Below are 25,066 nucleotides of genomic sequence, written 5' to 3' on the forward strand. Positions count from 1 at the left end.
TATGCTGATCACTTGTCCCTATTGCGGCCCGCGCGATGTCATTGAGTTCACCTACCAGGGCGACGGCAACCGCGAGCGGCCGCAGCCTGCCTCGCAGGATCTCGACGCCTGGAATGCCTATGTCTACGACCGGCTGAACCCGGCCGGCGACCACAATGAGATCTGGCAGCATTCCGGCGGCTGCCGCGCGCATCTGCGGGTGGTGCGAAACACCTTAACCCATGAAATCTTGAGCACTGCCTTTGCCCGTGGCGGACACAAGTCCGCGGGCCACAAAGCGGGAGGCCACCAGTGAGCCCTCGCCGCACAGAAACCGGCGGCCGCATCGACCGGCTGCGCACCATCCGCTTCACCTTCGACGGCGCGCGCTATACCGGACACGCCGGCGACACGCTGGCTTCGGCGCTGCTCGCCAATGGCGTGACGCTGTTCGGCCGTTCGTTCAAATACCATCGCCCGCGCGGCCTGCTCGCCGCCGGCGTCGAGGAACCGAACGCTCTGGTGACGGTGCTGCGCGGCGAGGTGCGCGAGCCCAACATTCCCGCCACCATGGTCGAGATCTATGACGGGCTGGTCGCGGTCAGCCAGAACCGCTCCCCCTCGCTCGCCTGGGATATCGGCGCGCTCAACCAGCTCGGCGGCAAGCTCCTGTCGGCCGGCTTCTATTACAAGACCTTCATGGGACCGGTGATCGGTCCGTTGAAAGGCACGCGCTTCTGGATGTTCTGCGAGCATTTCATCCGCCGCGCCGCCGGCCTCGGCAGAGCCGGCACCGCGCCCGATACCTCGCGCTACGAGCGCATGAACGCCTTCTGCGACGTGCTGGTCGTCGGTTCCGGCCCGGCCGGGCTGATGGCGGCGAAGGCCGCGGCCGACCAGGGCGCCCGCGTGATCCTGGCTGAGCTCGAAGCAAAGTTCGGCGGCTCCGCCAACTGGTCGGGCGAAACCATCGACGGGGCGTCGGCAGCCGACTGGGCGGCGCGCATCGTCGGCCAGCTCGAAGGCAATGACAATGTCCGCCTTCTGCCGCGCACGACGGTGTGGGGCTATTACGACGGCAACACGCTGGCCGCGCTCGAACGGGTGACGGACCACAAGGAAGTTCCGGCCAAGGGCGAGCCGCGCCAGCGCTACTGGGCGATCCGCGCCAAAACGGTGGTTCTCGCCACCGGCTCCTTCGAGCGTCCGCTGGTATTCCCCGGCAACGATCGTCCGGGCGTCATGCTGGCGCATGCGGCCGAACGCTACGCCAATGAATATGGCGTGCTGCCCGGTGGACGCATCGCACTGTTCACCAACAATGACAGCGCCTATCGTTCCGCCGTTGCACTGAAGAAGGCCGGGGCCGCCGTCGTCGCCATCGTCGATGTCCGCAGCGACGTGTCGAACGAGATGAGCAGGCTGGCGAGCCAGGCCGAAGCAGAGCTGCTTGCCGGCCATGCCGTGGTTGCGACCGAAGGCGGCAAGGCGCTCACCGGTCTCAAGGTGCGGCGCTTCGAATTGATGAACGGCGCGCTGAGCGGCGATGAGCGCAGCATCCATGCCGACTGCCTGTTGATGTCGGGCGGCTGGTCACCGACGATCCATCTCGCCAGCCAGGCTGGAGCCAGGGCCATATGGAACCCTGCCAGGCAGGCCTTCCTGCCGCCGCAGCCGACGCAGCGCTGGATCGGCGCCGGCGCCTTCACCGGCAGTTTCACGACCGCGGAAGCCATTGCCGAAGGCCGCGCGGCTGGCCTTCAGGCCGCCGGCGGAAGCGCGTCCTCCGCTCCGCTACTCGTCGTGGAGGCCGTCCCCGGCGAACCGGATCCGGCACCAGTCTTCGAGATCAAGGCCAAGGGCAAAAGCTTCGTCGATTTCCAGCACGACGTGACCGCCGAGGATGTGCGGCTCGCGCACCGCGAGGGCTTCGTCTCGGTCGAGCATCTGAAGCGCTACACCACGCTCGGCATGGCGACCGACCAGGGCAAAAACTCCAACGTGCCGGGCCTCGCCATCATGGCCGAGGCGCTGGGCAAGCCGATCCCCGAAGTCGGTACGACGCGGTTCCGGCCGCCCTACACGGCCGTGTCGATCGGCTCGCTGGCGGCCGAGCGCTTCGGCGACCTGAAGCCCGAGCGGCTGACGCCGATGCACGACTGGCACATCGACAACGGCGCGACCATGTATGCGGCCGGTCTCTGGTACCGCCCGATGATCTACGGTCTCGCCGGCGAGACGGTCGAGCAGGCCTATGTCCGCGAGGCCGCGGCAACGCGTGAGAGCGCCGGCATCGTCGATGTCTCGACGCTTGGGAAGATCGCCGTTCAGGGCCCGGATGCGGCGGAATTCCTCGACCGCGTTTACACGAACATGTTTTCCACCCTCGCGGTCGGCAAGGCCCGCTACGGTCTGATGCTGCGCGAGGATGGGCTTGCCTTCGACGACGGCACCACATGGCGGCTTGGCGAACAGGATTTCCTGATGACCACCACCACCGCCAATGCCGGCAAGGTGATGCAGCATCTGGAGTATTTCCTCGACGTGATCTGGCCGGAACTGAAGGTCACCGTCACCTCCGTCACCGACGAGTGGGCGGGGGCCGCGATCGGCGGACCGAAAGCCAGGGCGATCCTCGCTGCCTGCGTGAAGGGCACGGCCGTCGACAACGCCGCGCTTCCCTTCATGGGCATTGTGCACGGTGAGATCGCCGGCGTGCCGGTGATGATCTGCCGCCTCTCCTTCTCCGGCGAGATGGCTTTCGAGGTCTATTCCGGCGCCGGCTATGGAACGCGCGTTTGGGAGGCTCTCATCGAGGCCGGCAAGCCTTTCGGCCTGGTCGCCTACGGGCTCGAGGCGCTTGGCACCATGCGCATCGAGAAGGGCCACGTCACCGGCGCGGAGATCGACGGCCGCACCACGGCGCGCGACCTGCATCTCGACTGGATGCTGTCGAAGAAGAAGCCCTTCATCGGTTCCGCCATGATGGATCGCGAAGGCCTGATCGCCCCGGACCGGCTGGAACTTGTCGGCTTGATCGCTCTCGACAACCGCGCGCTCAACGGTGGCGGACATATCGTCGAGGAACTCGACGAAGCGAACCCGCACGATTCGATCGGCCATATCACCGCCTGCTGCTATTCGCCGGCGCTCGGCAAATACATAGCGCTTGCGCTTGTCAAAGGCGGCAAGGCGCGCCACGGCACGCGCGCCTTCGTCTCCGATCCGCTGCGCAACCGGTTCGGGCCGGTCGAGATCGTCTCCAACCATTTCTACGATCCGGACGGGAGCCGCATGCATGGTTGAACGACAACTTCCCGAGCGGCAATTGCCTGAGCGGCTGTCGCCGCTTGAACCGGTCTATCATCCAGGCTCGCACGGTAATTTCGAGCATGGCGTTGACGTTATCCTGTCCGAAACGCGGCCGGGCTCGATCCTGCAGCTCGCAGCATGGCCGGGCGAGGAGAAGCGGCTGATGTCCGGCATATACAAGGTGACAGGCCTTGCCCTGCCGGATGGAGCCGGCGGCGGCGTCGTCAACGGCGCGAAAGCCGCGTTCGGATTCGCGCCGGGCAAATTCACCGTGGTTGACGAGGCCGAGGGCCTGGCTTCCGCGTTCACCGGCCTGATCACGCCGTCCATCGGCACGATTACCGATCTCTCGCATGGCCGCACCGCGATTCGCATCGCCGGGCCGAAAGCGGAGTGGGTGATGGCGAAATTCTTCGCTATCGACTTCGCCTTGCCGGCCTTCCCGCTCGGCGCCGGCCGCTCGACCAACCACCACGATGTCTTTGCACAGATCCAGCGCACCGGTGGCGACCAATTCGACATCTATGTGTTCCGCTCCTTCGCGCGCTCCTTTTGGAAGGCCTTGTGCCACGCGAGCGACGAAGTCGGCTACGAGGTGCACTAAGCGCAATTCCAGGAAACTGCGCGGCGGTTTTCCGTGCCGAATTTGCCTCTGAGCAAGCAGCACCCGGGGATTGGTTCAGCCGGCGCGTGGCATTATCGACGGCCACAACTGCCGCTTGAGCCTTGGGCCAGCGAAGACGATAGATAAGGAACGCGGCTCTCGGAGCCCTCAGGCAACCGGTTCGACAACATCCTTCCATGACCGCAGAGACTACGGCGACAGCCACGACCCGCTTTGCTCCGGCGGGTGACCCGTCGCTGCTGTTGCCGGCGACCGTCGCGTGCGGCGTGTTCATGACGAGCCTCGACCAGAATGTCATTGTGACCGCGCTGCCCGGCATCGGCGAAAGCCTTGGCCGCCCGCCGAGCCAGCTCGGGCTTTTGATCACCGTCTATGTCGCGAGCCTCATCGTCACGATGCCGCTCGGCGGCTGGCTGGCCGACCGCTTCGGCCTGCGCAACGTCTATTGCTTTGCGCTGCTGGTCTTCGCCAGCGCCTCGGCCCTCTGCGGCCTGTCGGAAAACATCTGGATGCTGGTCGGCTCTCGCGCGCTGCAGGGCTTCGGCGGTGCGCTGATGGGCACCCTCGGGCAGGTCGTGATCCTGTCGAGCTTTCCGCGCGACCGCACGCTCAGGATCAACATGTATATTTCGCTCGCCGGCCAGTCCGGCCCGCTGGTCGGGCCCCTCGTCGGTGGCGCGCTGACCACTTACGTCTCCTGGCGCTGGATCTTCTACATCAACATACCGATCGCGCTGACGGCCGCGTTGCTCGCGGCCTCGCTGTTCCCCACGACCACCAAGCCGGTCCGCACGCCTTTCGATTTTCCCGGCTTCCTGCTAGTCGGCGGCGGCATGGCGCTGCTCGTCTTCGGCATGGATTCGCTTGCCGCGAAGGACGCCGCCGCCAGCATTATCGGCGTCGAGCTTGGCCTGGCAATCGCCATCCTCACCGTCGCCGCCTTCTATTGTCTGCGGGCCCGAAACCCTTTGCTCGACCTCAATCTGCTGCGTATCCGCACCTTCCGCATCAGCTTTCTGACCGGCGGCGGGCTCGACACGATAGGGCTAAGCTCCGTTGTCTTCCTGCTGCCGCTGATGTTCCAGCTCGGCTTCGGTATGAGCGCGGTGCAGGCCGGATCGCTGACCTTCGTCGCGGCGATCGGCTCGCTGCTTATGCGCTTCTTCATGCCGCGCATCTTGAACCGCTTCGGCTTCAAGCGGGTTCTGATCGTCAACACGCCGATCGCCGCCCTGCTGGTCGCAGGTTTTGCCTTGATGCAGGAAAGCACGCCTCCCTGGATCGTGCTTGCCTACATCTTCGCCTTCGGCCTTTTCCGTTCGGTGCAGTGGGCCTCGACCGGCAACCTCGCCTACTCGGACATCGCGCCCGAGCAGCTCTCGCGCTTCAGCGCCCTGTACTACATCCTTTGGCAGCTGGCGGTGGCGATCAGCGTCGGTCTGGCCGCTGCCATGCTCTCGCTGCTCGCCGGCGGCGGCCAGGCGAGCGTCAACGACTACCGGCTCCTGTTCGTTGTCGAAGGCTTGATCACGCTTTGCGCGCTGCTCGCCTATTTCAGGCTCACCCCGCAGGACGGTGCCCATGTCAGCGGCCATGGCGGGCATATCGGCACGGATTAGCACATCGGGCTGCGATCCGCGCCGGAGAGCTATGTCGCGAACGTCACCCAGTCTTCGAGCGGCGCGCGGTCGGTGCGGAATTCGTTCTCGGGCTTGGACGTGTCCTCATAACCAAGCGCCATGCCGCAGACCACGATCTCCTCGTCTGGTATGTCGAGCACCGGGCGGATCTGCCGGTGATAGGGCGCGAAAGCCGCCTGCGGACAGGTATGCAGGCCCCTGCCCCGTGCCGCGACCATGATGTTCTGCAGAAACATGCCGTAGTCGATCCACGAGCCCTTGTTCAGCCGCCGGTCGACCGTGAAGATCAGGCCGACCGGCGCGTCGAAGAAGACGAAGTTGCGGTCGTGCTGCGCCCGCATCCTGTCGACTTCGCGCCGGCCGATGCCGATCGCGCCGTAGAGACCGAAACCGTTGGCGCGACGCCGGCTGAGATAGGGCTCGAAGAACTGGTCGGGATAGTAACGGTACTCGTCCCATTCGGCCTTTTCGGCGCGGATGCCCGAATTGAGGATGGCGTCGCTGATGCGCCGCTTCACCTCGCCCTTGGTCACATAGACACGCCAGGGCTGCATGTTGGTGCCCGAGGGTGCCCTTGCCGCGACCGTCAGGATGGCGCGGATTGTGCTGTCGTCGACCATGTCGGGCAAAAACGCGCGCACCGACCGGCGCGACATGATCGCCTCATCGACGATCGCTGCGTCGAGCGTGCTCCGGTCATTCTTCTCCAGCATGGGCCGTCCCTTCACGCATGGCTGGACCCGGCAACCCGATTCCCGCAACGACCATAGGCAGACACAAATAACTAACTGGTCCTCGACCGGACGCCCCACTCGCGATTCGATGGCGAGGCTTTGCATCAACCGCCAAAATGGCGCAAGCAAATCTTGCGTTGCATGAAAATTCACTTGATTTTTTCATGCACTTGCTTTCTCATGAAATTTGAGCAGATTTTTTCACGAGGAGCGGGTGACCTCGACCGCCATCAGATCGGAGCAGGACAATGGCGAGCGGCTGCTGGCCGGCGACATTCGTGCGCTGCGCAAGGCCCGCGGGTTGACGCTTGCCGAGATTGCTCTGAAGCTCGACCGCTCGGTAGGCTGGGTCAGCCAGGTCGAGCGCGGCTTGTCGATCCCTTCGCTTGGTGACCTGCGGGCCTTCGCCGAACTCTTCGGCGTGCCGCTCAGCCTGTTCTTCAGCCATGACGTGCCTGCCGAAGAGGAGCGCGGCGTGGTTGTGCGCGCCGGCAGCCGCCGCTCGCTTGGCACAAGCGAATCGGGCCTCGTGGAGGAGCTTCTGTCGCCCGATCTTGGCGGTAGCTTCGAGATGCTGCGCTCGGTCTTCGCGCCGGGCGCGGAATTGAAGACCGAAGCGCGCCGCCCGACCGAGGAAGCGGGCTACGTCGCGTCGGGCACTTTCGAGCTCGAGATCGGCGGCGTCTGGCATCGGCTCAGCGAAGGCGACTCGTTCCGCTTCGAAGGCAAGCCGTTCCGCTGGCGCAATCCTGGCGCCGACCCGGCGGTCGTCATCTGGGTGGTTTCGCCACCGGTGTACTGAACCAATGCATGCCGCCCAAAACTGTGCCGCGGTTTTTGGGACAAGGCCTGCATGAAACAAAGAATCAAAAGCGCGTCCTGACGCGCTTTTGATGTTGGAGGAGAACATGGCCGGTTTGCCGACCACGGCACGCGTGGTGATCATCGGAGGCGGTGTCGTTGGCGCCTCCTCACTTTACCACCTTTGCAAGGCGGGCTGGACCGACTGCGTGCTCTTGGAAAAGAACGAGCTGACCTCCGGCTCGACTTGGCACGCGGCCGGCAACGTGCCGACCTTCTCGTCGTCCTGGTCGCTGATGAACATGCAGCGCTATTCTACCGAGCTCTACCGGGGCCTCGCCGACGCGGTCGACTATCCGATGAACTACCATGTCACCGGCTCGTTGCGGCTCGCCCACACCAAGGAGCGCATGCAGGAGTTCCAGCGCGCCAAAGGCATGGGCCGCTATCAAGGCATGGACATCGACGTCGTCGGCCTCGACGAGATCAAGCGCCGTTACCCCTTCATCGAGACGCATGAGCTGAAAGGCGCGCTCTACGATCCGAGCGACGGCGACATCGATCCCGCGCAATTGACGCAGGCGCTTGCCAAGGGTGCGCGCGACATGGGCGCGAAAATCATCCGCTTCTGCCCGGTCACCGGCGTTCGCCGCGAAAACGGCGAATGGGTGGTGGCGACGCCGCAGGGCGAGATCCGCTGCGAGATCGTGATCAATGCCGCCGGCTATCGCGCCGCCGAAGTTGGAAAAATGTTCGGCCGCGAAGTGCCGATGATGGTGATGAGCCATCAATATATCCTGTTCGAGGAAATCCCCGAGCTGGCCGCATGGACCAAGGAACAGGGCAAGAAACTGCCGTTGCTGCGCGACGTCGACACCTCCTACTACCTGCGCCAGGAAAAGACCGGCATGAATCTCGGTCCCTATGAGCGCAATTGCCGCGCGCATTGGGTCGGCCACAACGATCCGATGCCGGAGGATTTTTCCTTCCAGCTTTTCCCGGACGATCTCGACCGTCTCGAGCATTACCTTGCCGATGCCGTTGCCCGTGTGCCGATCCTCGGCACCGCAGGCCTTTCCAAGGTGATCAACGGGCCGATCCCTTACGCGCCGGATGGCAATCCGCTGATCGGTCCGATGCCCGGCGTGCCGAATGCTTTCGAGGCCTGCGTCTTCACCTTCGGCATTGCGCAAGGTGGCGGCGCCGGCAAGGTGCTGGCCGAATGGGTGACCGAGGGCCAGACCGAATGGGACATGTGGTCCTGCGATCCGCGCCGCTTCACCGCCTTTGCTTCGGCACCCGACTATTGCGTTGCCAAGGGCATGGAGATCTACGGCAACGAATACGCCATCCAGTTCCCGCGCCACGCCTGGCCGGCCGGCCGCGACCGCAAGCACTCGCCGCTGCATGAGCGCGTCAAAGCGCGGGGTGGCCAGTTCGACGCTTATAACGGCTGGGAGCGCGCCACCTGGTACGCGCAACCGGGCGACGACATTTCGGAAGAATCAACGCTGACTTTCCGCCGCGACGGGCCATGGCAGCAGCGCGTTCGCGAGGAATGCCTGGCTGTGCGCGACGCAGCCGGCATCCTCGACCTGCCCGGCTTCTCGCGTTTCAACCTCGAAGGTCCGGGCGCCGCCGAATGGCTGGCCCTGCAGGTCACCGGCCTCGTGCCGAAGCCCGGCCGCATCGGCCTGGTTTATTTCGCGGACGATAAGGGCCGCATCGTTACCGAAATGTCGGTCGTGCGCCATGGCGAGGACCAGATGACGCTAATCACCGCGGCCGTCGCGCAGTGGCACGACTTCGAATGGTTGAAGTCGCGCATGCCGGCCGATGCGGCCTTCAAGCTGACCGATCGCACGGAGGAATACTCAACCCAGATTCTCGCCGGCCCGAACTCGCGCGCTATTCTTGCTGACGTCTGCGACGCCGATCTTTCCCTGCCTTGGCTGACGCATCAGGAGACGACCATCGCCGGCCGCTGGGCGAAGCTGGTGCGCGTCTCCTTCGCCGGCGAGCTCGGTTGGGAGATCCACACCAAGGTCGCGGACACGGCTACCGTCTTCGACGCGGTCTGGGCCGCCGGCCAGAGGCATGGCCTAAAGCCCTTCGGCATGTACGCGCTGGATTCGCTTCGGCTGGAAAAAGGCTACCGCGCCTGGAAAGGCGACCTCTCGACCGACTATTCGATCCTGCAGGGCGGGCTCGAACGCTTCGTCAAATGGGACAAGCCCGACTTCCGCGGCAAGGCGGCGCTGCTCAACGAAAGGCAGCAGGGCGTGAAGAAACGCTTCGTCACGCTGGTCGTAGAAAGCCCCAGCGATTGCGACGCGCCCTATATGTCGACGCTCTGGCATGACGGCAAGATTGTCGGCGAGACGACGTCGGGCGGCTGGGGCCATCGCGTCGACAAGTCGATCGCGCTCGGCATGCTGCGTTCCGACCTGACCGAGCCCGGCACGGCGGTCGAGGTCGAAATCTTCGGCGACCGTTTCAAGGCGGTGGTGCAGAAGGACGAGCCGTTGTGGGATCCGAAGAACGAAAGGTTGAGAGCATGACATCCGTCATTCTTACCGATGGCGGCATGGGCCAGGAGCTGGTCCGTCGCAGTCAGTCCGAACCGACGCCTTTGTGGTCGGCCAGAGTGCTGATCGACGAACCGGAACTGGTGCGCGACCTGCATGCGGAATTCATCCGTGCCGGCGCCCGCGTCATTACCATCAACACCTATTCGGCCACGCCCGAGCGCCTGGCGCGCGAGGGCGCGGAAGAGCTGTTTAAGCCTCTGCAGAAGCGCGGCATCGAGCTCGCCCGGCAGGCGCGCGACGAAGCGGGTGAAGCCGCCATCGCCGGCTGCCTCTCGCCTCTGTTCGGCAGCTACGCGCCGGCGCTGACCATCTCCTTCGAGGACACACTCGCCATTTACCGCCGCATCGTCGCCGAACAGGCAGAAGGCGTCGATTTGTTCCTGTGCGAGACCATGGCTTCCGCCGACGAGGCTCGCGCGGCGGTCACCGCGGCATGCGAGAGCGGCAAGCCGGTCTGGGTATCCTGGACTCTCGCCGACCACGGCACGCCCCGCCTGCGCAGCGGCGAGAGCATTGCCGCCGCGGCTAGCGCCCTCGGCGATCTGCCGGTGGCGGCACGGCTGCTCAACTGCTGCCGGCCCGAAGCCATTGCCGCCGCATTGCCGGAACTGCTGGCCCTCGGCGGTCCGGTTGGCGCCTATGCCAATGGCTTCACCTCGGTCGAGGCGCTCAAGCATGGCGGCACGGTCGACGTGCTGCACGCGCGCCATGATCTCGATCCGCACGCCTATGCCGACCAGGCGATGGGCTGGGTCGAGACTGGCGCCAGCATTGTAGGCGGCTGTTGCGAAGTCGGGCCGGCTCACATCGCTGCGCTACGCGACCAGCTCATTGAGGCCGGCCATCACATCTCGGGAGTAGCCTGATGCCAAAACCATCAAAGCGCATTACCGGCATCGTGCCATCGGGCAAGGATGGCTGGGAAGTCCACTTCGCCGCCTGGACCCGCAGGGCAGCCGGCGAGGACATCATCGTGCTCTCGGTCGGCGACCATGATTTCGACACGCCGTCGCAAACGATCGAGGCCTGCGTGAACGCCGTCCGCGGCAGCAACCACCACTACACGCCGCTTTCCGGGCTGCCGCGCCTGCGCAAGGCGATGGCGGCGGCCTCCTCGGCCTGCACCGGCGTCCTGACGGAGCCCGACGAGGTCATCGCCACCGCCGGAGGTCAGGGCGCGCTCTATGCCGCCGTGCACGGCGTGCTCGACCCCGGCGATCACGCCATCGTCGTCGCGCCTTATTATGCCACCTACCCCAACACCTTCAGCGCCGCCGGCGCCAGCTTCACCGTGGTCGAAACGCCGGCCGAGGACGGCTTCCAGCCGCGCGCCGACAGGATCCGCGCGGCGCTCAGGCCCAACACGCGCGCCATCCTGATCAACACCCCGAACAACCCGACAGGCGCAGTGTATTCGCGCGAACGGCTCGAGCAATTGGCCGAAATCTGCAAGGAGCACGATCTCTGGTTGCTGTCCGACGAGGTCTACTGGACGCTCGGCGGCGGCGAGCACATCTCGCCGCGCTCGCTGCCCGGCATGTCCGAGCGCACGCTGGTCATCAATTCCATGTCGAAAAGCCACGGCATGACCGGCTGGCGCATGGGCTGGCTCACCGGCCCGAAGGCGATGATCGCGCTGATGACCGATCTCAACCTGGTGACCACCTACGGCCTGCCGGCCTTCATCTCGATCGCTTGCGCCGAGGCGCTTGAAAACCACTACGGCGTGGACGAAATAGCCGAGCGTTACGCCGGGCGCCGCGCCGTGTTCCTCGACGCCATTCGCGGCGCAAATGAAGTCACCGTGCGCGGCTCCGAAGGCGGCATGTATGTCATGCTCGACATATCGGCCATCGAGCCCGACGACGAGAAATTCGCCTGGGCGCTGCTCGACAAGGAGAAGATCGGCGTCATGCCCGGCTCGAGCTTCGGCGAGGCCGCCGCCGGTCACATCCGCGTCAGCCTCTGCCAGCCTGAACCTGTCCTTCAGGAAGCAGCGCTTCGCGTGCGCCGCTTCGCTTCCGACTACCGCCGCGAGGCCGCATGACCAAAACCATTCCAACCAAAGCTCGCGCGGTCATTATCGGCGGCGGCGTCTCCGGCTGCTCGGTCGCCTATCATCTGGCCAAGCTCGGCTGGAACGACATCGTGCTGCTTGAGCGCAAGCAGCTCACCTGCGGCACGACCTGGCACGCCGCCGGCCTGATCGGCCAGCTGCGCGCCTCGCAGAACATGACCCGGCTGGCGAAATACTCGGCCGACCTCTACGTCAAGCTCGAGGCGGAGACCGACGTCGGCACCGGCATGCGCCAGGTCGGCTCGATCACCGTGGCGCTGACCGAGGAACGCAAGCATGAAATTTATAGGCAGGCTTCGCTAGCCCGCGCCTTCGATGTCGACGTGCGCGAGATTTCGCCAACCGAAGTCAAGGAGCTGTACCCGCATCTCAACGTCTCCGATGTGGTCGGCGCGGTGCATTTGCCTCTCGACGGCCAGTGCGACCCCGCCAATATCGCCATGGCGCTGGCCAAGGGCGCGCGGCAACGCGGAGCGACGGTTATCGAAAACGTGAAGGTCACCAAGGTCCACACCAGGAACGGCGGCGTCTCCGGTGTCTCCTGGGCTCAGGGCGAGGACCAGGGCACGATCGAGACCGACATCGTCGTCAACTGCGCCGGTATGTGGGCGCGCGAGCTCGGCCGGCAGAACGGCGTCACCATCCCGCTGCACGCGTGCGAGCATTTCTATCTCGTCACCGAGCCCATCCCCGGCCTCACCCGCCTGCCGGTGCTGCGCGTGCCGGACGAGTGCGCCTACTACAAGGAAGACGCCGGCAAGATGATGCTCGGCGCCTTCGAGCCGGTGGCGAAACCCTGGGGCATGGACGGCATTCGCGAGGATTTCTGCTTCGACCAGCTGCCCGAGGACATGGACCATTTCGAGCCGATCCTCGAAATGGGCGTCAATCGTATGCCGATGCTGGGCACCGCCGGCATCCACACCTTCTTCAACGGCCCCGAGAGTTTTACTCCCGACGATCGCTACTATCTCGGCGAGGCGCCGGAACTCTCCGGCTACTGGATGGCGACCGGCTACAATTCGATCGGCATCGTTTCCTCCGGCGGGGCCGGCATGGCCCTGGCGCAGTGGATCAATGACGGCGAGGCGCCTTTCGACCTCTGGGAGGTCGACATCCGCCGGGCCCAGCCCTTCCAGAAGAACCGTCGCTACCTCAAGGAACGCGTCTCCGAAACGCTCGGCCTGCTCTACGCCGATCATTTCCCCTACCGCCAGATGGCGACCTCGCGCGGCGTGCGCCGCTCGCCTCTGCACGAGCATTTGAAGGCCCGTGGCGCCGTCTTCGGCGAAGTCGCCGGATGGGAGCGCGCCAACTGGTTTGCCCGCGAAGGACAGGAGCGCGAATACCGCTATTCCTGGGAGCGGCAGAACTGGTTCGACAACCAGCGCGAGGAACACCTCGCCGTGCGCAACGGCGTCGGCCTGTTCGACATGACCTCGTTCGGCAAGATCCGCGTTGAAGGCCGCGACGCTTGTGCCTTCCTGCAGCGGCTCTGCGCCAACGACATGGACGTGGAACCGGGCAAGATCGTCTACACGCAGATGCTCAACGCCAAAGGCGGCATCGAGAGCGACCTCACCGTGACGCGGCTGTCCGAGACCGCCTATTTCCTCGTCGTGCCGGGCGCCACCTTGCAGCGTGACCTCGCCTGGCTGAGGCGGCACGTCGCCGACGAATTCGTCGTGATTACCGATGTAACCGCTGCCGAAGCGGTCATCTGCCTGATGGGCCCCGATTCGCGGAAACTGATCCAGAAGGTGAGCCCCAACGATTTTTCCAACCAGGCCAATCCGTTCGGCACCTTCCAGGAGATCGAGATCGGCATGGGGTTGGCCCGTGCCCATCGCGTTACCTATGTCGGCGAGCTCGGCTGGGAACTCTATGTCTCGACCGATCAGGCCGCCCATGTCTTCGAGGCGATCATTGAAGCCGGCGCCGATGTCGGGCTGAAGCTCTGCGGCCTGCATACTCTGGATTCCTGCCGCATCGAAAAGGCCTTCCGCCATTTCGGCCACGACATCACCGACGAGGACCATGTGCTGGAGGCAGGCCTTGGCTTCGCGGTGAAGACGGCCAAGAGCGACTTCATCGGCCGTGACGCGGTGCTCAGGAAGAAGGAAGCCGGGTTGAGCCGCAGGCTGGTGCAGTTCCGCCTCAAGGACCCGCAGCCGCTGTTATTCCACAACGAGGCGATCCTGCGCGACGGCATGATCGTCGGGCCGATCACCTCGGGCAATTACGGCCATCATCTCGGCGGCGCGATCGGGCTCGGCTATGTGCCCTGCAAGGGCGAGAGCGAGGCGGATGTGCTGGGCTCATCCTACGAGGTCGAGATCGCCGGCGAACGCTTCGCCGCGGAAGCATCGTTGAGGCCGATGTACGACGCGAAGGCTGAACGGGTGCGGATGTAGCGCAGCGTTCCCTTCTCCCCGTTCAACGGGGAGAAGGTGCCCGAAGGGCGGATGAGGGGCAGCGCCACACCTTTGCGACGCCGCCTCTCATCTGCTGCCGCCATCTTCTCCTCATTTAACAGGGAGAAGAGAGCTATCCTCAAAAGCTTTCCAGCCTCGCCCTTACCTTCGCCAGAAACGCCGTCCGGCTCTTCGGCGTTGAGGAATCCATCAGGTAGTGCGCCAGGAAGAATGTCTTGCAGCGGGGGGCGCAGATGGCGCGCATGCCGCGCAGGATCGTCTTGCGGCCGGGCTGGCCGACAACGACGCTCCACCACGTCGGCGCGCCACAGGTGGTGATGACGCCGACCTTGGTCACATGGGTCATCAGCGATTGGATCCGGCCTCTGCCGCGCGGCAGCTTGAAGGCGATGTCGGTCGCCCACACGCGATCGAACCAGCCCTTCAGCATCGCCGGCAATCCGTACCACCAGGTGGGGTAGATGAAGAGGATCGCCTCGGCCCATTGCAGATGCTCGATATGCGGCCGGAGCGCGGGATCCTCAGGCGCGCGCTCGTTGTAGGAGCGCCGCTCTTCGCAGCTCATTACCGGATTGAACTTCTCGGCATAGAGATCGAGCAGCCTCACGTCCCAGCCTCGTCTCGTCAGCACCTCTATCGCCATGTCGCGGATCGCGGCGCAATAGCTCTCCGGCACCGGATGGCAATAGACCACCAGCACGCGCATCAGAATTGATCCATGCTGGCGGCCACCTTCGCCATGAAGGCCTTGCGCGTCTGATCCGTCGAAAGGTTCATCGAATAGTGTGCGAGGTAAGAGACGGGGGCGCCTGGCTTGATGGTGGCCCGCAGCGTGCGCTTCACCATTTTGCGCGGCGGATCGCCCATCAGCATGGCGCGAAAACGACTGCCGCCGTAGGTGGTGATGGCCGCGAGCTTGCGGATGTTGTGCAGCGTCGGCCGAACCTTGCCGTCGACCAGTTTGAACGATACGCCGGGCAGGAAGACGCGATCGAAGTAGCCCTTCAGGATAGCTGGATAGCCGTAATTCCAGACCGGAAACGACAGCACCAACGCTTCCGCCTTCTGAAGCCTTGCGATGTAACCGGCGACCGCCTCGTTCGGCCCGCGCTGATCGTGGTAGCCGAGCCGCTCTGCGCGCGTCATCCGCGGATCGAAATCCTCGGCATAGAGGTCGCAGTCGTCGATCGTGTGGCCCGCCGCGCCGAGCCGCTCGACGATCGTCCGATGCAGTCCGGCGTTGAAGCTGGTCTCCACCGGATGTGCGTAGAGCACGAGGATGTTCACGGGAGTGGATCCCGCAGGTCAGCTCGACAAACCCCTATTGTCCCATGCCACATCTCCTCCCTTGTGGGGGAGATGTCGCCAAATGCGACAGGCCAGAGGAGGGTGCAGCGCCGGGCGCTCATCGCGATCACCTCGCCCTTTGCAGCCCCTTGAACAGGAACGGCTTGCCGGAGCGATAGTCATAGCCCGGATTCTCCCAGGCAATCATTTTGCCGGGGTTGAGCAATCCTTGCGGATCGGTCTCGCGCTTGAAGGCAAGCTGAACCTCGTCAGTCTGCTTCATGCCGCCCTCTTCCAGCGTGTAGCGATGGGGGTTGAAGATCCAGCAGCCATTGTCCTCGTGGATACGGATGATCTCGTCGAGCCTTTCTTCCGTGGTGAAACGGACCAGCGGCAGCCCGGCGGCGCCGATCGCGCCGTCGAAGCGGATGAATTCGAGATGCGCCGGCACCTCGTCGCCGAAGCGGTCGACCATCGCCTTGACGTGCGCGAGATGGTCCGGCGACGGATAGCGCGCCTGCAGATAGGTGATCGTCGGATCGACTCTTATGGCGCGCAGAGTCGTGTGATTCCAGGTCAGCTCGTAGGCCGGCGGCAATCCCTTGAGGTCGGTCTCCTGGTCGGCCCGGAAGACGATTTCGCCTTTGCTGGCCCGGACGAACGCGAGGAACCCATCCATCGCGTGCGGCGCGATCATGCACACCACGATGCTCTGCTCGCGCCGGAAGAACTTCTGGTGCCGCTTGAAACAATCGTAAGGGATGGGTGCCGCGATCGGCGTGATCAGCTTCGCCAATATGCCGTCCTGCTCGGCGAGGTCGTTGCCGAAGCCCGCGGCACCCATGAAATCGTCGAAGCCGACGATGACATCGACCCAATCGTAGGAGGCCGTGAGCGGCATCTCAACCTCGGTGATGATGCCGTTGGTGCCATAGGCATGCATGACCTTGAGCACGTCCTCGCCCGAGAGGTCCATGACGCGCGGCTCCGCCTCCATCGTCACGGTCCGCAGCCGGATCACATTGCCGAGATCGCGCAATCCGCCCCAGCGGATCGAGCCGATACCGCCCGAGCCGCCGGCTACGAAGCCGCCGATGGAGGCGGTGTTGTAGGTGGAGGGCGACATGCGCAGTTCCTGCGCGGAATGTGCCCGCGTGGCGCGATCGATGTCGGCCAGAACCGCTCCGGGCCCGGTCACCACGCGGCCCGGCACGATCGCCTTGACTTCGTTCATCTCGGCGAGGTTGAGCACCATGCCGCCCGACAGCGGCATCGCCTGTCCGTAATTGCCGGTGCCGCTGCCGCGCGGTGTGACTGGAACGCCGTGCCGGTGGCAGGCGGCCAAAACGCGGATCACCTCGTCCTCGTTCTTCGGCGTCACAATCAGGTCGCCGGTGACATGGTCGAGCTGTTGTTTGAGGACGGGGCTGTACCAGTAGAAGTCGCGGCTCTTCTGCTGGACGATGGCCGGATGGTCGTCGATCTTGAGGCCTTCGAGATCGCGCTTCAGCGCTGCGATATCCATCATCACACCATCAATTCGTCGAGTTCAGCATAGTCGGGCAGCCGGCGCTCGATCGCCCTGCCCTCGCGCACCACTATGCGATCCGATTCGGGCCGCGACAGCAATTCGGTCCAGCTGCGTCCCTTGAAGACGATGAAATCGGCGCTGCCGCCGGCGGCGAGAGTGCCGACACCTTCCAGCCGCATCACCTCGGCCGGCGTCGCCGCTATCGCTTTCGGCCAGTCACCGACAGGGTGATCGAGGTGCAGGATGCGTGTCGCCATGCGGTATACCTCCAGCATATCGAGGTCGCCATAGGCGTAGAACGGGTCGCGCGTGTTGTCGGAAGCGACCGCCACCTTGATGCCGCGCGCCCTCATCTCGTGCAGCAGCGTCACGCCGCGCCAGCGCGGCGTGGTGTGGTTGTTGCGCCGGTCCTGCAGATAGAGGTTGCACATCGGCAGCGACACTACGGCCAATCCGGCCTTTGCCACCTTATCCAGCGTGTCGAGAACCTCGAGGTCGGGCTGGCGCGCCAGCGAGCAGCAATGGCCGATCAGGATATTGCCGTCAAAACCGTTCCACAGCGAAGCCTCGGCGATCTTCTTCAGCGAGACAGCCGCGACGTCGTCCGTCTCGTCGGCATGGAAATCGAGGTCGAGCCCATGCTTTATGGCTTCAGCGAACACCTTGTCGAGCAGTTCCTCGAGGTCGGGCACCATGTAAGTGACAACGCCGAGCACGCCCTTGGCCGCTCCGACGCGTTTCGCCAGACGCTCGAACCAGGCCTTGTCGCGCACGCCTTCGATGCCAAGCAGACAGGCGGCCTGCAGCTCGATCCGGCCTCGCCATTTTTCCCGCATCGTCTCGAACACCGGCCAGGAAATTTCCTCCTGCGGCGCCACGCTGTCGAGATGCGTGCGCAAGGCCCTGGTACCGTGCGCGTAAGCTGAGCGCAGCGAGAAATCCATGCGCCTCGCCACGTCCTCCGCGCTCCAGCGAGCGGTGCGGTCGGCGGCAGTTGCGTTGAGCGCGCCCATGAATGTGCCGTCGGGATTTGGCTTGCGCGGCCAGATATGGCCCTTGTCGATATGCGTATGGCAGTCGACGAAGCAGGGCAGCACGATGCGGCCGCCAAGGTCGATTGCGTCGAATGGCTGCTCGGCTTTGCCGTGCGCAATGACGCTAGCAATCTTGCGGTCGGCGACGGCAATGTCGGCAAGCGCAAAACCATCGGCATCGAAGCTTGCGGCAAGGCCCGGCGTCAGCGATTGATGAACGCGGACGTTGGCGAGCTGGTAACGACCAGAGGCTGGGATCAACATTCAGGCACCCTAGCGCTCCTGCTTCAGCGCGCTCTCGTGCCAGCGGCGCAGGATGAGATGCGACACCAGCGACAGCACGAGGAAGATCAGGATGCCGGTGAGCGAGATCAGGATCAGCGCCGCGAACAGCCTGGGAGCATTGAGCCGGTAGCCCGCCTCGATGATGCGCGAGGCAAGCCCGGACGATTGCCCCTGCGCGCCGGCGACGAACTCGGCCACCACGGCGCCGATCAGCGACAGGCCGCCGGCGATCTTCAGCCCACCGAGGAAATAGGGCATCGCCGCCGGCAGGCGCAGATAGCGCAATTGCTGCCAGCGGGTCGCGCCGTTGAGCTTGAACAAATCGCGCAGGTTGCGGTCGACCGAGTTCAGCCCGAGCGTGGTGTTGGAGAGGATCGGGAAGAAGGCGACGATCCAGGCACAGAGCAGGAGTTTGGTCGTCTGGTTGTTGATGTAGATGTTGATCAGCGGGAAGATCGCCACGATCGGCGTCACCTGCAGCACGATGGCGAAGGGGAAGAACGACATCTCCACCCATTTCGACTGCGCGAACAGCACCGCCAGCCCGACGCCGCCGATGACGGCAAGCAGCAGGCTGAGGAAGGTGATCCTGAGCGTCACCAGCAGCGAAGAGAACAACAGCCCGGCATCGTCATGCAGCGTCTGCAGGACCACGCCCGGGCGCGGCAGGATGTATTGCGGGATCCCGTTCCAGACGCAGATGCGATCCCACAGCCAGATCGCAAGCACCATGATCGCCAGCGGCAGTACCCATTTGCCGATCCGCTCCAGCCGCTCCTGGCGGACGCGGCGCGCCTCTTCCGGGTCGAGCTTCAGGGCATTGTTTTCAATGGCCGTCATGATGAGGTCCGGCGGTTGAGTTGATGGCATTGACCAGCACGTCCGAGGCCTGCCGGCAGAGCGCCGCATAGTCGGGCGAAGTCCGGAATGCCTCGTCGCGCGGGTAAGGCGCTTCGATTGCAAGCTCGCCGTGGACGCGGCCCGGTCGTGCCGCCATGACGACGACACGGCTGGAGAGGAACACGCTTTCGAAGACGCTGTGGGTGACGAAGACGACGGTAAACCGCTCGTCCTGCCAAAGCTCGAGAAGATCGTTGTTGAGCTTGAAGCGGGTAATCTCGTCGAGCGCCGCGAAGGGCTCGTCCATCAGAAGAATGCGCGGCTTGGTCACCATAGCCCGTGCGATCGAGACACGCATCTTCATGCCGCCGGAAAGCTCGCGCGGCACGGCATTCTCGAAACCGGTGAGGTGCACGCGCGACAGCATTTCCATCACCGCGGGCTTGGCCTCCGCGCGCGATACGCCTTTCAGCCTGAGCGGCAGCCAGACATTGTCGAAGACGCTGGCCCATGGCAGCAGCGTCGGCTCCTGGAAGACGAAGCCGATATTCGAGCGGTCGATCGAGCCGCGCCAGTCGAGCTGACCGGAGGTCGGCGTCGACAGGCCGGCGATCAACCTGAGCGCCGTCGACTTGCCGCAGCCCGAGGGCCCGAGCAGGCTTAGGAAATCGCCTTCGCGGATCGTCAGGTCGACCTTGCTCAGCGCCGTGACGCCGTTGGAAAAGACCTTGCCGACATTGCGTAAGGAAAGCAGCATCGGGCTCTCACCCGATGCCGTTGCCTGCGCCACTTTCTCCTGGATCATCTCAGGCAGGCCGCCTTACTTCTTCAGCTCCCGCCCGACCCCCTTGTTGATGAAGGCGAGCGTATAGGCCTTCTTGATGTCGATGCCCGGCTGCGCGACCTTGGCCTTGACCATCTTGTCGTAGAAGCTCTGGATGCGCGCTTCGGTCATGCCGCCGATACCGAGCTTTTCCGTATCGCCGGAATCGACAATGCCGAACTTCTTCAGCTGTTCGATCGAGAAGGCGATCTGCTCATCCGTCATGTCCGGATTGTCCTTCTTGATCATCTCGTTGGCGGCCTTGTTGTCGCCGTAGAGGTAGTTGTACCAGCCCTTGGCCGAGCCATCGACGAAGCACTGCACCACCTCCGGCCGCTTGTCGATGGTGTCCTGCATCACTTCGATGGTCGTGGCATAAGTATCCCAGCCATTGTCGGCGAGCAGGAACTGGTTCGGCACGAAGCCGCCCTGTTTCTGCACCGCGTAGGGCTCCGACGTGACATAGCCCTGCTGGATCGACTTCTTGTTGGCGATGAAGGGCGCCGGATTGAAGGTGTATGGCACGCGCTTGGCGGCATCGAAGCCGAGATCGGTCACCATCCACTGGAAGAAGGTCTGTGCGCCCTCGTCGCCGAGGATATACTGGTCGGCGTTCTTCAGGTCCTCCCACTTGTCCAGCCCTTCGCCCGGATGGGACATGATGACCTGCGGGTCCTTCTGGAAGTCGGCGGCGACGACGCGCATCGGAATCCCCTGCTGCACGGCGTCGAAGGCCGAGAGCAGGTTGCCGCCCATGTAGAAATCGATCTTGCCGGCCAGCAGCATCGGCCGGCCGCTGACCTGCGGGCCGCCCTGCATGATGGTGACGTCGAGGCCGCAGGCGGCGTAGGTTCCGTCGGCGATCGCCTGGTAGTAGCCGCCATGTTCCGGCTCGGCCAGCCAGTTGGTGCCAAAGGTGACCTTCTCGTTGGCCGCAGCGCCCAGCGTGCTGGCAGCAAGCAGCGCGATCGCACCCGCCAGGATTTTTTCTTTTCCGTACATAAACATCACCCTCTCTTGGCTCCGGCGCGCTGCGCGCTGGGCTCCACTCCATTGGTTCAAGAAGCAAGACACATGCCACCGCCTTGGGCCGCCTGCTTGCGCGGCAGTCATTGCCGAGACCGGACGGGTCATGCTGTACAAATGGCATCGTGCCCATTTTTTGGACGCCTGTCCATAATCGCCCGGGCGGCATGCACCGCATCTTGAAGCTTTCATGAATCCGGCCTTAGTCTGCCTGCCGACAGGAGAATGCCATGCTCAATTATCTCGCCCCCAAGTCGATCAAGCCGCCCTTTGCCCGTTATAGCCATGGCGTTGAAATTCCAGCGGGAAAGCGCCTTGTGCTATGTTCGGGTCAGTTGGGCATCGCGCCGGATGACGCCGTCCCGGAGGATGCCGGCGCGCAGACCGAGCTTTGCTTCAAGAATATTGCCGCAATCTTAAGCGAAGCCGGGCTGACGCTGAACGATGTCGTGCGCATCAACGCCTTCGTCACCGATCGCGCGCATCTGCAGGCCTATATGGACGTTCGCAATCGCCTGTTTTCCGATCCGGCGCCCGCTTCGACGCTGATGATCGTTTCAGGTTTTGCCCGCCCGGAATTCAAGGTTGAGGTGGAGGTTCTGGCAGCAGGCTAGCTGTTGCCCGGAATGCCCAGGCGCTTTAGACCTTCGGGCCGAACAGCAGACCATCGGGAGACGACAGTGACGACAAGACGTGTGTGGTGGGGCGACTATCGGACGACCGAATACGCCTCGATCGACGCGGAAGCGACGATTGCCGTTCTGCCGGTGGCCGCGGTCGAGCAGCATGGCCCTCACCTTCCCGTCTCGACCGACACCTCGATCATGATGGGCATGCTGGAGACGGTGATTGCGCGCCTGCCCGAGGACATCGACATCCGCCTCCTGCCGGTGCAGGCGGTGGGCAAGTCGAACGAGCATCTGCATGCGCCGGGAACGCTCACCTTGCCGGCCACCACCCTGGTCGACGCCTGGACGGAGCTTGGCCTCTCGGTCGCCCGCGCCGGGGTCAGAAAGTTGATCGTCGTCAACTCGCATGGCGGCAACGAGGAGATCATGGGCATTGTCACGCGCGAATTGCGCGTGCGCGCAAAGATGCTGGCGGTGAAGACGAGCTGGCAGCGCTTCGGCCGTCCCTCCGGCATGTATACCGAGCTCGAGGACCGTCACGGCATCCATGGCGGCGATGTCGAGACCTCGCTGATGCTGCATTTCCGGCCAGATCTCGTTGATATGGGCAAGGCCGACAATTTCGTCTCCAATGTCGGTCGCGCCGAAAAGGAATTCGCCCTGCTGCGGCACACCGGAACGCACGCCTTCGCCTGGATCGCCAGCGACCTCAATCCGAACGGCGTGGTCGGCGACGCCAGCATCGCCACCGCCGAAAAAGGCCGGCTCACGGCCGAGCATCAGGCCGATGGCTTCATCAGCCTGGCCAGGGATGTGCGTAAGGCGAGGCTTGCCGACTGGCTGGCGTAGCGGAACAGTGCGAGCTCAATCTCTAATGCTGAGTTCGAACGGAATCCCTTCAAAGGCATCTGCACCGCGCCCGATTGCTTCGACCGCCGCGATCATCCGGCCTTCTCGCCCAAGCAACATATCCGCAACGGCAATCAGCCTTGGATTGGGCGTCGCTGACGGCGAGAGAAAGCGCAGCGTCTTCGCCAGCTCCGCCTCGTCGCGTTTGGGCGCCAGTGCCGCCGCGATAATATAGGCCGATGCCGTCGAGCGGCTGATACCGGCATAGCAGTGCACGACCATCGGTTTGGCCCTGTCCCAGCGATAGGCGAAGTCGAGCAGCGCGCGCACATGCTCCTCGCCCGGCATGGTCATGCCTTCCTGCGCGGCGACGATGTCGTGCATGACGAGATGCAGATGGTTTTCGGCCAGTATCGAGGCCGGACGGATCATCCCGGTGCCGTCGGCGAGCAGCGACAGCAAGCGCTCCGCGCCGGTTCTCGCAACGGTCTCCTCCACCTTCGACAGCGAACAGACATGGATCATCGTCAGCACTCCTTCGGCGCATAGTCGCGCCGCGAGGCCCACGCTGCAAGCGCGCTCTCGAGCCGCTGCCACTCCTCTTCGCTGCCGGGCAGACCGACGCGCAAGACCTGCGGTCGATCGGCAAAATGACGGACCAGGATACCGCGTTCGCCAAGAGCGGAGAACAGGGAGGCAGCATCAGAGAAAGACAAATAGCGGAACAAACAGGTGCCGCCGGCGACCGCGATACCTAACCGGCTGAGCAGCGCGTCGAGGCGCTTGGCATCGGCTGCCAGGCCCTGTCGCATGTCATCCTGCCACTCGGCGTCCGCCAATGCGCGGATTCCGTATTCAAGTGCAGGACCGGCGACAGCCCATGGCCCAAGCTGCGCCTCCAACCGCTCGGCGGTCAGTTGGTCGGCCAGCGCGAAACCAAGCCTGACGCCGGCAAGGCCGAAGAATTTGCCGAAGGAGCGCAGCACCACCATACCACCCTGGCCCACATCGCCGGCAAGGCTGTGTTGGACCGGGCCGACATCCATGAAGGCTTCGTCGACCACCAGCAGACCGCCCTTCGCGCGAAGCCGCGCAGCAAGGCCGACCAGGCGGTGCCTTTCGATCACTCGCCCATCCGGATTGTTCGGGTTGACCAGCACGGCAAGGTCAGCGTCCGCCAAGGCGTCGAAGTCGCGCGCCTCCACAACCGCGTGGCCTGCAATCGCGGCCGCCCTGGCGTGCTCGGCATAGGTTGGACCCAGCACCAGTGCCTTGCCGGGCTTCACCAGCGAAGCGACCTGCGGCAACAGGATCTGCGTGCCGGGCGCGGCCACGACATGCGCCGCCGACCGCGCGCCATACGCCTTGGCCGCAATTTCGGCCAATTCGCGCAGTCGTCCTGGCTCGGGCAATCGTGACAGGGCGGTGGCGGGCAGATCGAAAAGCGGATAGGAGTGCGGATTGATACCTGTCGAGAGGTCAAGGAAAGGCTGTGGCGCATGAGGGAAGAGCGCGCTTGCCCGGCCAAGGCTGCCGCCGTGATCAACCGCTGCAACCGCTCCGCTTAGAAGCTTCATGTCGATCCTGATCGCTTTCCTGTCACTCGCCATCGAACGTGCCCTTGGCTATCCGGACTGGTTGTTCAACGCCATCGGTCATCCGGTAACCTGGATCGGCAGGCTGATATCCTTTCTCGATCGCAGGCTCAACCGCGCCACCGATTCCGACGAATTGCGTCGCCGCCGCGGCGTCCAGGCGCTTCTGGTCATCCTGCTGGTGCCGGCGGCCATCGGCCTGACGCTGCATGTCCTGCTCTGGCTGATCTTTCCGTCCGGCCTGGTCATCGCGGCCATTCTCAGCTCCTCGCTTCTGTCGCAGAAGAGCCTCGCCGAGCATGTCGAGGATGTCGCCGATGCGCTGGAGACTGGTGGCCTGACGCTCGGCCGCATCGCCGTTTCGCGCATCGTCGGCCGCGATCCGGACAAGCTCGACAGGGCGGGCGTTGCCCGCGCCGCGATCGAAAGCCTGGCAGAGAATTTCTCCGATGGCATCGTCGCGCCTGCCATATGGACCGGTGTCGGTGGTTTGGCCGGGGGTGCTGCCTACAAGGCCGCCAACACCGCCGATTCCATGATCGGCCACCGCACGCCGAAATACGAGGCCTTCGGCCGGGCGGCCGCTCGCTTCGACGACCTGGTCAACCTGCCGGCATCGCGGCTCACCGGCCTGCTGATTGTGCTGGCGGCCTTCATCGTCAAGGGCGCCGACCCCCGCAACGCCTGGCAGGTCATGCGGCGTGACGCGAAGAAGCACCGTTCGCCCAATGCCGGCTGGCCGGAAGCCGCCATGGCCGGCGCGCTGGGGCTCGCCCTGGCCGGACCGCGCAGTTATGGCGGCGAGGTCGTCGAGGATGCCTTCATGGGCGAAGGCGGCAGGCGCGAGGCCGAAAGCACCGACATAAGGCAGGCGCTGGAACTCTATCGCGTCGCCGACGGGCTGTTGATCGGCCTGTTCGCGATTCTATCGGCGACGGTGATCTACCTGACCATTTTGATCGGCGGCTAAGGC

The 25,066-nt window shown here is 64.3% G+C and carries 22 protein-coding genes; 12 read left to right on the forward strand and 10 right to left on the reverse strand.

Going from position 1 to position 25,066, the window contains the following annotated elements:
- Position 1 precedes the first annotated feature (1 nt).
- The 4 genes from P9228_RS08630 to P9228_RS08645 all read left to right on the forward strand — a co-directional run bounded on the left by P9228_RS08630 (position 2) and on the right by P9228_RS08645 (position 5,535).
- Complete coding sequence (locus tag P9228_RS08630; RefSeq protein WP_067329272.1) at positions 2–295, forward strand: sarcosine oxidase subunit delta; 294 nt, start codon at positions 2–4, stop codon at positions 293–295.
- Positions 292–3,285, forward strand: coding sequence for a sarcosine oxidase subunit alpha (locus P9228_RS08635; RefSeq protein ID WP_278053023.1), 2,994 nt, complete (start codon positions 292–294; stop codon positions 3,283–3,285). The genes P9228_RS08630 and P9228_RS08635 overlap by 4 nt, the downstream gene beginning before the upstream one ends.
- Positions 3,286–3,307: 22 nt before the next feature.
- The gene (locus P9228_RS08640; protein ID WP_347404287.1) at positions 3,308–3,895 is read left to right on the forward strand and encodes a sarcosine oxidase subunit gamma; all 588 of its coding nucleotides are present in this window, start codon (positions 3,308–3,310) and stop codon (positions 3,893–3,895) included.
- 197 nt (positions 3,896–4,092) lie between these two features.
- Entirely contained in the window at positions 4,093–5,535 is a 1,443-nt protein-coding gene (locus P9228_RS08645; RefSeq protein ID WP_278053025.1) for an MFS transporter, read from the forward strand.
- A 29-nt stretch (positions 5,536–5,564) separates the two neighbouring features.
- Here P9228_RS08645 and P9228_RS08650 read toward each other — a convergent pair whose 3' ends face one another.
- On the reverse strand, positions 5,565–6,269 hold the full coding sequence (locus tag P9228_RS08650; RefSeq protein WP_095801957.1) for a nitroreductase: 705 nt from the start codon (positions 6,267–6,269) through the stop codon (positions 5,565–5,567).
- Between the two features lie 235 nt (positions 6,270–6,504).
- Here P9228_RS08650 and P9228_RS08655 point away from each other — a divergent pair, with 235 nt between their 5' ends.
- From P9228_RS08655 to P9228_RS08675, 5 genes are all read left to right on the forward strand, one after another.
- Positions 6,505–7,092 carry an XRE family transcriptional regulator gene (locus P9228_RS08655; RefSeq protein WP_176477717.1) on the forward strand — a complete coding sequence of 196 codons (588 nt, stop codon included), beginning with the start codon at positions 6,505–6,507 and terminating at the stop codon, positions 7,090–7,092.
- Positions 7,093–7,198: 106 nt separating this feature from the next.
- Positions 7,199–9,652, forward strand: coding sequence for an FAD-dependent oxidoreductase (locus tag P9228_RS08660; protein ID WP_278053026.1), 2,454 nt, complete (start codon positions 7,199–7,201; stop codon positions 9,650–9,652).
- The gene (locus P9228_RS08665; RefSeq protein ID WP_127239513.1) at positions 9,649–10,548 is read left to right on the forward strand and encodes a homocysteine S-methyltransferase family protein; all 900 of its coding nucleotides are present in this window, start codon (positions 9,649–9,651) and stop codon (positions 10,546–10,548) included. Before P9228_RS08660 ends, P9228_RS08665 begins: the two co-directional genes overlap by 4 nt.
- Positions 10,548–11,729 carry a pyridoxal phosphate-dependent aminotransferase gene (locus P9228_RS08670; RefSeq protein WP_278053027.1) on the forward strand — a complete coding sequence of 394 codons (1,182 nt, stop codon included), beginning with the start codon at positions 10,548–10,550 and terminating at the stop codon, positions 11,727–11,729. The genes P9228_RS08665 and P9228_RS08670 overlap by 1 nt, the downstream gene beginning before the upstream one ends.
- Positions 11,726–14,173 carry an FAD-dependent oxidoreductase gene (locus P9228_RS08675; protein ID WP_278053028.1) on the forward strand — a complete coding sequence of 816 codons (2,448 nt, stop codon included), beginning with the start codon at positions 11,726–11,728 and terminating at the stop codon, positions 14,171–14,173. Before P9228_RS08670 ends, P9228_RS08675 begins: the two co-directional genes overlap by 4 nt.
- A gap of 139 nt (positions 14,174–14,312) precedes the next feature.
- Here P9228_RS08675 and P9228_RS08680 read toward each other — a convergent pair whose 3' ends face one another.
- The 7 genes from P9228_RS08680 to P9228_RS08710 form a co-directional block, all read right to left on the reverse strand.
- Entirely contained in the window at positions 14,313–14,900 is a 588-nt protein-coding gene (locus P9228_RS08680) for an NAD(P)H-dependent oxidoreductase (RefSeq protein WP_278053029.1), read from the reverse strand.
- Complete coding sequence (locus P9228_RS08685) at positions 14,900–15,481, reverse strand: NAD(P)H-dependent oxidoreductase (protein WP_278053030.1); 582 nt, start codon at positions 15,479–15,481, stop codon at positions 14,900–14,902. The genes P9228_RS08680 and P9228_RS08685 overlap by 1 nt, the downstream gene beginning before the upstream one ends.
- A 127-nt stretch (positions 15,482–15,608) precedes the next feature.
- Positions 15,609–17,006 (reverse strand): FAD-binding oxidoreductase, encoded by a 1,398-nt coding sequence (locus P9228_RS08690; protein WP_278054029.1) that lies wholly within the window; start codon positions 17,004–17,006, stop codon positions 15,609–15,611.
- 2 nt (positions 17,007–17,008) lie between these two features.
- The gene (locus tag P9228_RS08695; RefSeq protein ID WP_278054031.1) at positions 17,009–18,307 is read right to left on the reverse strand and encodes a cytosine deaminase; all 1,299 of its coding nucleotides are present in this window, start codon (positions 18,305–18,307) and stop codon (positions 17,009–17,011) included.
- 12 nt (positions 18,308–18,319) lie between these two features.
- Complete coding sequence (locus tag P9228_RS08700) at positions 18,320–19,171, reverse strand: ABC transporter permease (RefSeq protein ID WP_127239510.1); 852 nt, start codon at positions 19,169–19,171, stop codon at positions 18,320–18,322.
- Positions 19,158–19,976: an ABC transporter ATP-binding protein gene (locus P9228_RS08705; RefSeq protein ID WP_127323701.1), complete on the reverse strand. Its 819-nt coding sequence runs from the start codon at positions 19,974–19,976 to the stop codon at positions 19,158–19,160. The genes P9228_RS08700 and P9228_RS08705 overlap by 14 nt, the downstream gene beginning before the upstream one ends.
- 15 nt (positions 19,977–19,991) lie before the next feature.
- Positions 19,992–20,996 (reverse strand): ABC transporter substrate-binding protein, encoded by a 1,005-nt coding sequence (locus P9228_RS08710; protein WP_067329238.1) that lies wholly within the window; start codon positions 20,994–20,996, stop codon positions 19,992–19,994.
- Between the two features lie 254 nt (positions 20,997–21,250).
- Here P9228_RS08710 and P9228_RS08715 point away from each other — a divergent pair, with 254 nt between their 5' ends.
- Complete coding sequence (locus P9228_RS08715; protein WP_067329236.1) at positions 21,251–21,634, forward strand: RidA family protein; 384 nt, start codon at positions 21,251–21,253, stop codon at positions 21,632–21,634.
- Positions 21,635–21,700: 66 nt separating this feature from the next.
- A complete protein-coding gene (locus P9228_RS08720) occupies positions 21,701–22,498 on the forward strand; it encodes a creatininase family protein (protein ID WP_095801965.1) in 798 nt (265 codons plus the stop codon).
- Between the two features lie 15 nt (positions 22,499–22,513).
- On the opposite strand, the gene P9228_RS08725 is transcribed toward P9228_RS08720, so the two are convergent.
- A complete protein-coding gene (locus P9228_RS08725; RefSeq protein WP_067329232.1) occupies positions 22,514–23,023 on the reverse strand; it encodes a tyrosine phosphatase family protein in 510 nt (169 codons plus the stop codon).
- Between the two features lie 2 nt (positions 23,024–23,025).
- The gene (gene cobD, locus P9228_RS08730; protein WP_278053033.1) at positions 23,026–24,075 is read right to left on the reverse strand and encodes a threonine-phosphate decarboxylase CobD; all 1,050 of its coding nucleotides are present in this window, start codon (positions 24,073–24,075) and stop codon (positions 23,026–23,028) included.
- On the opposite strand from cobD, the gene cbiB reads away from it, so the two are divergent.
- Positions 24,074–25,063 (forward strand): adenosylcobinamide-phosphate synthase CbiB, encoded by a 990-nt coding sequence (gene cbiB, locus P9228_RS08735; protein ID WP_066999568.1) that lies wholly within the window; start codon positions 24,074–24,076, stop codon positions 25,061–25,063. The genes cobD and cbiB overlap by 2 nt on opposite strands.
- Positions 25,064–25,066: the final 3 nt, after the last annotated feature.

Source organism: Mesorhizobium sp. WSM4898, assembly GCF_029625845.1.
GTDB lineage: Bacteria > Pseudomonadota > Alphaproteobacteria > Rhizobiales > Rhizobiaceae > Mesorhizobium.